The organism is Streptomyces bobili (genome assembly GCF_002154575.1).
Lineage (GTDB): Bacteria > Actinomycetota > Actinomycetes > Streptomycetales > Streptomycetaceae > Streptomyces > Streptomyces bobili.
Genome location: NZ_MUBA01000367.1, coordinates 1 through 8536, shown reverse-complemented (window position 1 = coordinate 8536; position 8536 = coordinate 1). Strand labels below are relative to the sequence as shown.

The 8536-nt window shown below is 72.2% G+C and carries 8 protein-coding genes; 5 read left to right on the top strand and 3 right to left on the bottom strand.

Translation table 11 applies throughout. The features are described from left to right. Both BZL64_RS26755 and BZL64_RS26750 read left to right on the top strand, forming a co-directional pair. The coding region (locus tag BZL64_RS26755) for an SCO5918 family protein (protein ID WP_086771741.1) at positions 1-264 on the top strand (264 nt) is incomplete at its 5' end. Positions 265-396: 132 nt separating this feature from the next. Further along, complete coding sequence (locus BZL64_RS26750; RefSeq protein ID WP_086771742.1) at positions 397-945, top strand: tellurite resistance TerB family protein; 549 nt, start codon at positions 397-399, stop codon at positions 943-945. 52 nt (positions 946-997) lie between these two features. On the opposite strand, the gene BZL64_RS26745 is transcribed toward BZL64_RS26750, so the two are convergent. Continuing rightward, positions 998-2233, bottom strand: coding sequence for a sensor histidine kinase (locus BZL64_RS26745; RefSeq protein WP_086771740.1), 1236 nt, complete (start codon positions 2231-2233; stop codon positions 998-1000). A gap of 132 nt (positions 2234-2365) precedes the next feature. Further along, positions 2366-4591, bottom strand: coding sequence for an MMPL family transporter (locus BZL64_RS26740; protein WP_158101567.1), 2226 nt, complete (start codon positions 4589-4591; stop codon positions 2366-2368). A gap of 532 nt (positions 4592-5123) precedes the next feature. Here BZL64_RS26740 and BZL64_RS26735 point away from each other — a divergent pair. The 3 genes from BZL64_RS26735 to BZL64_RS26725 all read left to right on the top strand — a co-directional run bounded on the left by BZL64_RS26735 (position 5124) and on the right by BZL64_RS26725 (position 7765). Next, positions 5124-5327, top strand: a complete 204-nt coding sequence (locus tag BZL64_RS26735; RefSeq protein ID WP_086771738.1) for a cold-shock protein — start codon at positions 5124-5126, stop codon at positions 5325-5327. 232 nt (positions 5328-5559) lie between these two features. Next, on the top strand, positions 5560-7113 hold the full coding sequence (locus BZL64_RS26730) for a DEAD/DEAH box helicase (protein ID WP_086771737.1): 1554 nt from the start codon (positions 5560-5562) through the stop codon (positions 7111-7113). Positions 7114-7381: 268 nt separating this feature from the next. Beyond that, positions 7382-7765: a helix-turn-helix domain-containing protein gene (locus tag BZL64_RS26725; RefSeq protein ID WP_244205507.1), complete on the top strand. Its 384-nt coding sequence runs from the start codon at positions 7382-7384 to the stop codon at positions 7763-7765. Here BZL64_RS26725 and BZL64_RS26720 read toward each other — a convergent pair. Then, complete coding sequence (locus tag BZL64_RS26720; protein ID WP_244205506.1) at positions 7668-8477, bottom strand: ferritin-like domain-containing protein; 810 nt, start codon at positions 8475-8477, stop codon at positions 7668-7670. The two genes, BZL64_RS26725 and BZL64_RS26720, sit on opposite strands and share 98 nt — an antisense overlap. Positions 8478-8536 lie beyond the last annotated feature (59 nt).

Here is an 8536-nt window from a genome sequence, read left to right as displayed (position 1 = left end):
ATGGCGGGCGTCACGCCCGAGCTGATCACCGGCGAGTCCGTCACCATCGGCCGCCGCCGCTACCCGGTCAAGCAGGTCGGTGAGGTCGTCACCCGGCAGGACCGCCGTGACTTCAGCAGCGGCGAGGTCGTCCGGGCCATGCGCCGCCTGGGCTTCACCTGCCACGGCCTGCCCGAGGAGGCCGCGCCCGTGAGCGCCGGCTCCCTCAGCCCCATGCAGTCCGCGTCGGAGATGCTCGGCGGCCCCGACCCGCGAGACGTGTAGCAGCGAACGAACGACATCACCCTGCCCGTGCCGTGCCGTGGAACTTCGCCGGTCCGGTGGCCGTTGGCAGGGTGACGCGTGTTACATGCGCGTCCGACCGGAACGACAGGGCTGAAGCCGAGGATGGCGCGCGTGGCGATGTGGGATCGGATCAAGGACCAGGCCAAGGGCCTCCAGCAGGCACAGGGGGCGCGGGGCACCGGCGGCCAGGGGCGGCCGGCCTCAAGAGGGTCGGGCGCTTCGCGCGCCCAGCTGGTGAGCACGCTCAAGACCCAGCTCACCTCCCTCAAGACGGAGTTGAAGAGCGGGGCGTACCGCGACGCGAGCATGGCCATGTGCGCGCTGGTCGCCGCCGCCGACGGGAACGTCGACCCGACCGAGCGTCAGCACGTGGAATCGCTCATCGTGAACAACGACGTCCTGCAGAACTTCCCGTCCGAGCAGCTGCGCCAGCGCTTCAACAAGCACGTCGACCGGCTGGCGTTCGACTTCCCCCAGGGCAAGGCCGAGGTTCTCCAGGAGATCGCCAAGGCCGCGAAGAAGCCGACGGAGGCCAGAGCCGTCATCCAGACCGGCTTCGTCATCGCGGGCGCGGACGGGTATGTCGCACCGGCCGAAGAGCAGGTCCTGCGCGAGGCATGCTCGGTACTCGGCCTGTCGGCACAGGAGTTCGGCCTCTAGCGAGACCGGACGCGAAGCCGGAGACCGCAGCCGGGCGAGACCCGACGCGCGGTCAGGCTTCGGGAATCAGCGGCAGGGCCGTCGTGACCTCGAAGCCTCCCTCCGGGCGGGGGCCCAGGCGGAGTTCGCCGCCGATGGAGTGGGCGCGTTCACGCATGCCCAGGACGCCGAAGCCGCGGCCCGGCGCGGCCGCGGGCGGCGAGGCGCTCACCGGGCCGTCGTCGCTGACCGTGATCACCAGCCGGGACCCGGAGTACACCAGCCGGACTCGCGCGAACTGACTGCCCGCGTGCTTGGTCACGTTGGTGAGCGCCTCCTGCACGATCCGGAACGCGGTCAGGTCCGCCCCCGGTGACAGCGGCCGGGGCTCCCCCTCGGTGGTGACCGTGACGGTGAGCCCCGCCGACTCGCAGGACGCGACCAGCTCAGGCAGGCGGGCCAGGCCCGGTGCCGGTTCCAGCGGATCGGCGGCCGGGTCGTCGTTCTGGCGCAGCAGTCCCAGCGTGGCCTTCAGCTCGCGCAGCGCGGAGGACGTGGTGCCGGTCAGGTCGGTGAGGATCTTCTTCGTCTGCTCCGGGCGGGTCAGCACCAGGTGGGCGGCGGTGCCCGCCTGGGCGTTGGCCAGCGCCAGATGGTGGGCGACGACGTCGTGCAGCTCGCGGGCGATACGCATGCGCTCCTCCGTGACGCGCAGCCTGGCCTCCTCCTCCCTCGTGCGTTCGGCGTGCTCGGCGCGGGCCTGCACCGCCTGGAGGTAGGCGCGCCTCAGCCGGGTCATGTTCCCGGCGGCGAGCGGCAGCATCAGCCAGAAGAACGGGCCGATGGTCCTGAGCAGCAGCGAGAGTTCGTCCATGCTGTCGGCGAAGACGGCCGCGGCCGTCACCGCCACGGTGGTGGCGACGCCGAAGACGCGGGTCGTCTTCGGGTCGGTGAGCATGGCCAGCCAGTAGAGCGCCGCCATGATCGGGGCCAGCAGCAGCGGGGTGACGAGATACCCCAGTACGATCGCGATCACCGTGCAGACCCCGGTGACGACGACGGCGGTGCGCGGGTGGCTGCGGTACCGCAGCAGGGCGAGGCAGGAGACGCCCATCGGGGCGGTGCCGGCCATCCCGTGGTCGGGTGGGGCGGCACCGGGCATGGTGAGGGAGCTGCCGAGGCTCACACAGCCCATCAGCGCGAGGACGACCGCCAGGTCGATGAGACGGGGATGACGGTCCGCGTACTTGCCGACGCGTCCCGAGTACCTCTCCAGGCGGTCCTGGTAGCGCTCAAGGCTGCTGCTCATCGGGCATCGGCCCTCCGGTCGGTGGTGCTGTGTTCATCGTGGCCTCCGCCGCCGCCGACGGGCGACGGGACCGCCCGTGTCGTTCACCACGGACGGTCCCTGTCGGCGAGGCGGGAGGGAGAGCGGCCAGGCTCAGGTGCGCGCCGGCTCCAGACCGGCCGGGTCCGGCTCGTGGGCCGGGTCACGATCGCCCTCCCGCTCGGGCCGCCGGCTGAGCGCCTCGCCCTCGACGTCGACGCGGGGCAGGATCCGGTCCAGCCACTTCGGCAGCCACCATGCCTTGTCGCCGAGCAGGGCGAGCACGGCCGGCACGATCGCCATCCGGACCACGAAGGCGTCGAGGAGAACGGCTCCGGCCAGCCCGAACCCGATCATCTTGATCATGGAGTCCTTCTCGCCGATGAACCCGGCGAAGACGGCGATCATGATCAGCGCGGCGGCCACGACCACCCGGGCGCTGTGCCGGAAGCCGGAGGTGACCGCCTGGCCGGGCCGCTCGCCGTGGACGTACGCCTCGCGCATCCGGGAGACGAGGAAGACCTCGTAGTCCATGGCCAGGCCGAACACGATGCCCACCAGGAAGATCGGCATCAGGCTCATGATCGGGCCGGTCTGCTCCACGCCGAGGGCGCCGGCGCCGTGGCCCTGCTGGAAGACCACGACGACCGTGCCGAGGGAGGCCAGCACCGACAGCAGGAAGCCGAAGGCCGCCTTCAGCGGGACGAGCAGGGACCGGAACACCACCATCAGCAGCAGGATCGCCAGACCGACCACGACGATCAGGTACGGGACCAGCGCGGCCTGGACCTTGTCGGAGATGTCGATGTTCAGCGCGGTGCTGCCGGTGACCTCGTAGGTCGCACCGGCCTCGGACTCCACGCCGGGGCGCTCGCCCCGGATGGTCTTCACCAGGTCCTTGGTCCGCTCGTCGGTCGGCGCGGTGGACGGCACGACCGAGAAGACGGCGGTGTCACCGGCCTCGTTGAAGCGGGCCGGGGAGACGGACACGACGCCCTCGGTGCCGCCGATCCGGTCGGCGACGGTCTGCGTGGCCGCCTTGGGGTCGGCGTCGCCCCGCGCGTCGACGACGACGGTCAGGGGCCCGTTGAAGCCCGGTCCGAAGCCGTCGGCGAGCGCGTCGTAGGCCCGGCGCTGGGTGGTCGAGGTGGCCTTCGCCTCGTCGCCCGGCATGCCCAGTTGCAGATCCGCCACCGGCAGCGCGAGGGCACCCAGGCCCACGACGCCGAGCAGCAGCACCGGCAGCGGGCGGCGCAGCACGAACCGCGCCCAGCGGGTCCCGCCGTTGTCCGCGCCGCCGTCGTCGGTACGGCCGCTCCTGCGGGCCTTGCGCGCCAGCACGGCGTTCGGCCAGAAGCCGAGGAACGCCGGCACCAGCGTGAGCGCGATCAGGACGCCGACGACGACCGCGCCCGCCGCGGCCAGGCCCATCTTGGTGAGCATCGGGATGCCGACGACGGCGAGTCCGGCCAGGGCGATGACGACGGTGAGGCCCGCGAAGACGACCGCGGACCCGGCGGTGCCTGCCGCGAGAGCGGCCGCCTCCTGCGGAGTATGGCCGCGCCCGCGTTCCTCCCGGTAGCGGGAGACGACGAACAGGGCGTAGTCGATGCCGACCGCCAGGCCGAGCATCATCGCCAGGGTGCCGGTCGTCGTGGACAGGCCGAGGGCGTCGGAGAGCGCCAGGATCGTGGCCATGCTGACGCCGACGCCGATGAGCGCGGTCAGCAGGGGCAGCCCGGCCGCGGCCAGCGAACCGAAGGTGACGAGGAGGACGACCGCGGCGATCGAGATGCCGATGATCTCGGCGACCCCGCCCGGTCCGCCGGCCTCCTCCAGGGCGTCCCCGCCGGCCTCGACGGTCAGCCCGGCGGCACGGGCGTCCTCGATGGCCCGGTCCAGGCGGGCCGTGCTGTCGTCGGTCAGTTCGTTCGCGGTGACCTTGTAGGTGACGGTCGCGTACGCCGTCGTGCCGTCCTCGCTGACCGCCTGTGCCCCGAACGGGTCGGCGGCGCTCGCGACCTGCGGTCCGTCGGCGAGGTCGGCCACGGCGTCCTCGACGGCCCGCCGGTTGTCGGCCGCGGTGACCTTCTCGCCGCCCGGCGCAACGAACACGACCCGCGCGGTGGCGCCGTCCGCCGAGGCGCCGGGGAAGCGCTCTTCCATCAGGTCGAACGCCTTCTGGGACTCGATGCCCGGCATCGAGAACTGCTCGTCGGAGGCGCCGGGGGCCGTGACGGCGCCCAGCCCGACGGCGGCGAGGACCGCCGCCCAGACCAGGGCGACGTACCAGCGCCGCCGGAAGGCCAGACGGCCCACGCGATAGAGGAAAGTTGCCACGACAGGGGGTCTCCGCATCTGGTGCCGACTGTCCGCCCAGACTCGCCGCCCGGTCTCCTGCCTGTCGTCGTGCGCCTGCCGACAATCGCCCCTACTGAGAACGCAGTACGTAAGGGGTACGGGCTCCACCGGCGGGACTACGGGGTCCGCGGATCGGACGCATGTTCACCGCGAATGTGTCCTTCGTCGCAGTGGGAGGCGACGCGGGCATTCGCGGGAGCCGTTCCGGGAAGCGGCCGTGACGGCCGTCGTAGGAGGTCACAGGGCTGTGGTCGGCGGTGCCCGCAGGAATGCGGGAGTGTCTGTGGAGCAATATCTGTGGTCGCCAGATGAGAAATTGCCGCAGCCCCGGCGAGTATTCCCGCAGGCGCCTCACCAGGCAAAATGGTCGCGCTCACTCGGCCGAACGCACCGTGCTACTGTCGTCATCAGTTGCAGTTGTGGTTGCCAGAAGGTTTTTCCGTCGGGGTGATCATCACGGCGACCGGAGGCACACAGGGTGACTCCGAACCGTCCCTCGAAGGAGAATAAAATGGCCAGTGGCACCGTGAAGTGGTTCAACGCCGAAAAGGGTTTCGGCTTCATTGAGCAGGACGGCGGCGGTCCCGACGTCTTCGCTCACTACTCCAACATCGCGACCCAGGGCTTCCGTGAGCTTCAGGAAGGCCAGAAGGTCACCTTCGACATCGCGCAGGGCCAGAAGGGCCCGACGGCGGAGAACATCACTCCCGCCTGACCCAGCCTGACGCGTAACGTCGCAGCCGGGGCCCGCACCGTGGGGTGCGGGCCCCGGCTCGCCGCTTTTCCGGGCGCCGCGCGGGATGACCTGATTTCCCGCAGGACGGTGTCATGTTTCCCGTCCACCTGTTTCGGCCCCACCCCCTCCGGCTCGTTCTCGCAATTCTCCGCGCCTTTCATGTGCTCCGGGAATTCCTTGATACGCGCCCGCATCAAGGAAGGTCCCCCGCATGAACCGTGCACGTTCCAGCGCCCGCTCCTACGGCCGCTCCGGAGGCGGCGCCCCGCAGCGCTCCTCCGCCGGCCGCTCCTCCGCGCCCCGTCGTTCGCAGGGCGGTGGCTCCGGCCGCCGGCCGATGGCGCAGCAGGGCGAGTTCGCGCTGCCGGAGACGATCACGCCGCCGCTGCCCGCCGTCGAGTCGTTCGACGACCTGGGCCTGCCCGCGCCGCTGTCGGCCGCGCTGGCCAGCGAGGGCATGAGCGTCCCGTTCCCCATCCAGGGCGCGACGCTGCCGAACTCCCTGGCAGGCCGTGACGTCCTGGGCCGTGGCCGCACCGGCTCCGGCAAGACCCTCGCCTTCGGCCTCGCCGTCCTGGCCCGTACGGCGGGCCTGCGCGCCGAGCCGCGTCAGCCGCTCGCGCTGGTCCTCGTACCGACCCGCGAGCTGGCCCAGCAGGTCACCGACGCGCTGACGCCGTACGCCCGCTCCGTGCGGCTGCGGCTGGCCACCGTCGTCGGCGGCATGTCGATCGGCCGCCAGGCGAGCGCCCTGCGGGGCGGCGCCGAGGTCGTCGTGGCCACGCCGGGACGACTGAAGGACCTCATCGACCGGGGCGACTGCCGCCTCGACGACGTCGCCATCACCGTCCTCGACGAGGCCGACCAGATGGCCGACATGGGCTTCATGCCGCAGGTCACCGCGCTGCTCGACCAGGTGAAGCCGGACGGACAGCGGATGCTGTTCTCGGCCACCCTGGACCGCAACGTCGACCGGCTGGTCCGCCGCTACCTCTCCGACCCGGTCGTGCACTCCGTCGACCCGTCGGCCGGCGCGGTCACCACGATGGAGCACCACGTCCTGCACGTCCACGACACGGACAAGCAGCGCACGACCACCGAGATCGCGGCCCGCGAAGGCCGCGTGATCATGTTCCTGGACACCAAGCACGCGGTGGACCGGCTGACCAAGCACCTGCTGAACAACGGCGTGCGCGCCGCGGCGCTGCACGGTGGCAAGTCCCAGCCGCAGCGCACCCGGACGCTGGACCAGTTCAAGACGGGCCACGTGACCGTGCTCGTCGCGACGAACGTGGCCGCGCGCGGCATCCACGTCGACAGCCTCGACCTGGTCGTCAACGTGGATCCGCCGACTGACCCGAAGGACTACCTGCACCGTGGCGGCCGTACGGCCCGTGCGGGCGAGTCCGGCAGTGTCGTCACCCTCGTGACGCCGGACCAGCGTCGCGCCATGAGCCGTCTGACGGCCATGGCCGGGGTGACCGCGACGGTGACCTCGGTCCGCTCGGGCGAGGAGGAGCTGACCCGTATCACCGGTGCTCAGGCCCCGTCCGGCATCCCCGTCGTGATCACCGCGCCGGTCGTCGAGCGCCCCCGGCGTTCCGCGTCCTCGGGTGGCTCGTCCTCCCGTGGCCGTCGCGGTCGCGGTGGCGGCGGCGGTGGCGAGCGCGGCCAGGGCGGCGGCGAGCGCGGCCGGTCCACCGGCGACGCGTCGTCCTCGCGTGGCCGTGGCCAGCGTCGGTCCGCCTTCGGTTCGGCGGCCTAGCAAGACCGGAAGAACCACGCCTGCGGGCGTGTGCGGGTAGGGCCGGGAAACCGCCTCCCACCTGCGAAGAAGGGCCCCGTCGACAGCTGTCGGCGGGGCCCTTGCGCATGCCCGGCGAGGGGTGGCCGGGGGCGGAAGTGCGGCAGGCTGGGTACCCGTAACGGCGGACCGGCACGGCGGGACGACCGGTGGACGGTGTTGAATCTCCTCTGGGGCCCAGGAGCCGGAGTGCGGCGGGGTCCCTTTACGCGGCGATCAACGAGGTGACATGACAGCAGACAACCCGCTCAGCGGTCGTCTGGACGACGACGACTACCCGGCGTACTCGATGGGCCGGGCGGCCGAGATGCTCGGCACCACCCCCGGCTTCCTCCGGGCCATCGGGGAGGCACGTCTGATCAGTCCGCTCCGGTCGGAGGGCGGCCACCGCCGGTACTCGCGCTACCAGCTGAGGATCGCCGCCCGCGCCCGCGAGCTGGTCGACAAGGGCACCCCGATCGATGCCGCGTGCCGCATCGTGATCCTGGAGGACCAGCTGGAGGAGGCCCGGCGGATCAACGCCGAGTACCGCCGCGCGGCGAGCGACGAGCCGACTCCGCCTTCGTATTCGAATATGCATTCGGTGTCTGGTTCGGGCCGGCGGTCCGGCTGAGGGGTGCGAGCACCGTGGAGACCACCTCGCCCGAGGAGGCCATGACGTCGGCGACGAAGCGCCGGCGTCCGAGGCCGAGCCGGCGCAGTCCCGGGCCGTGGTCGGTGGCGACGACCAGGGACACCGCGAGCAGGAGCAGCCGCCAGGACGCCATCACGGGGCGCCTGGCCGGGCGGGGCAGCTCGGCGAGGGAGGCGTGCAGCCGTTCGCAGTGGAAGGGGACGTGCCGCTGTTCGTCGGCGAGGATCCGGGCGGCGACGTCCGAGGTCAGCGCGTCGTCGGTGCCGTCGCGCAGGGCGCGGTAGTACCGCAGCGCCACCACCTCGGCGATCATCAGCACGAGCAGCTCCAGGCGCAGCCCCATGAGCCGCCGCAGCCGTACGAAGACGGTGTCGGACCAGTGGCCCGACAGGGTCGGTGTGCCGCCCGCGGCGAGCAGGAGGGCGAGGAGGCGGGCGTGGTTCTGCTCCTCGGCGACGAACAGCCGGACCGCCCGCGCGTAGTCGGGGTCCGCCGCCCGGTCGGCCTTGGCGACGAGGTTGGCGCCGTCGCCGTCCTCACCGACCTGGAAGCGCTGGATGCCGGACCACACCGCCGGGTGCAGGGTCGCGCCGCGTTCCCAGTCCGGGTCGCCCCGGGCGTGCCGGCGCTCCCGCTCGTCCTCGAACCGCCGGGTCCACCGCGCGAAGCCGTCGCCGCCGGGGCCGGTCACCAGCGCTCCGCCGGCTGGACCACCTCGGGGCCGCCGCGGTGCGGGGTGGGGACGTAGCC

What these genes read in the sequence shown, in the direction of transcription:
- BZL64_RS26730 (WP_086771737.1), top strand. Translation starts at nt 5,560, where the DNA reads ATGAACCGTGCACGTTCCAGCGCCCGCTCCTACGGCCGCTCCGGAGGC.
- BZL64_RS26745 (WP_086771740.1), bottom strand. Translation starts at nt 2,233, where the DNA reads ATGAGCAGCAGCCTTGAGCGCTACCAGGACCGCCTGGAGAGGTACTCG.
- BZL64_RS26735 (WP_086771738.1), top strand. Translation starts at nt 5,124, where the DNA reads ATGGCCAGTGGCACCGTGAAGTGGTTCAACGCCGAAAAGGGTTTCGGC.
- BZL64_RS26725 (WP_244205507.1), top strand. Translation starts at nt 7,382, where the DNA reads ATGACAGCAGACAACCCGCTCAGCGGTCGTCTGGACGACGACGACTAC.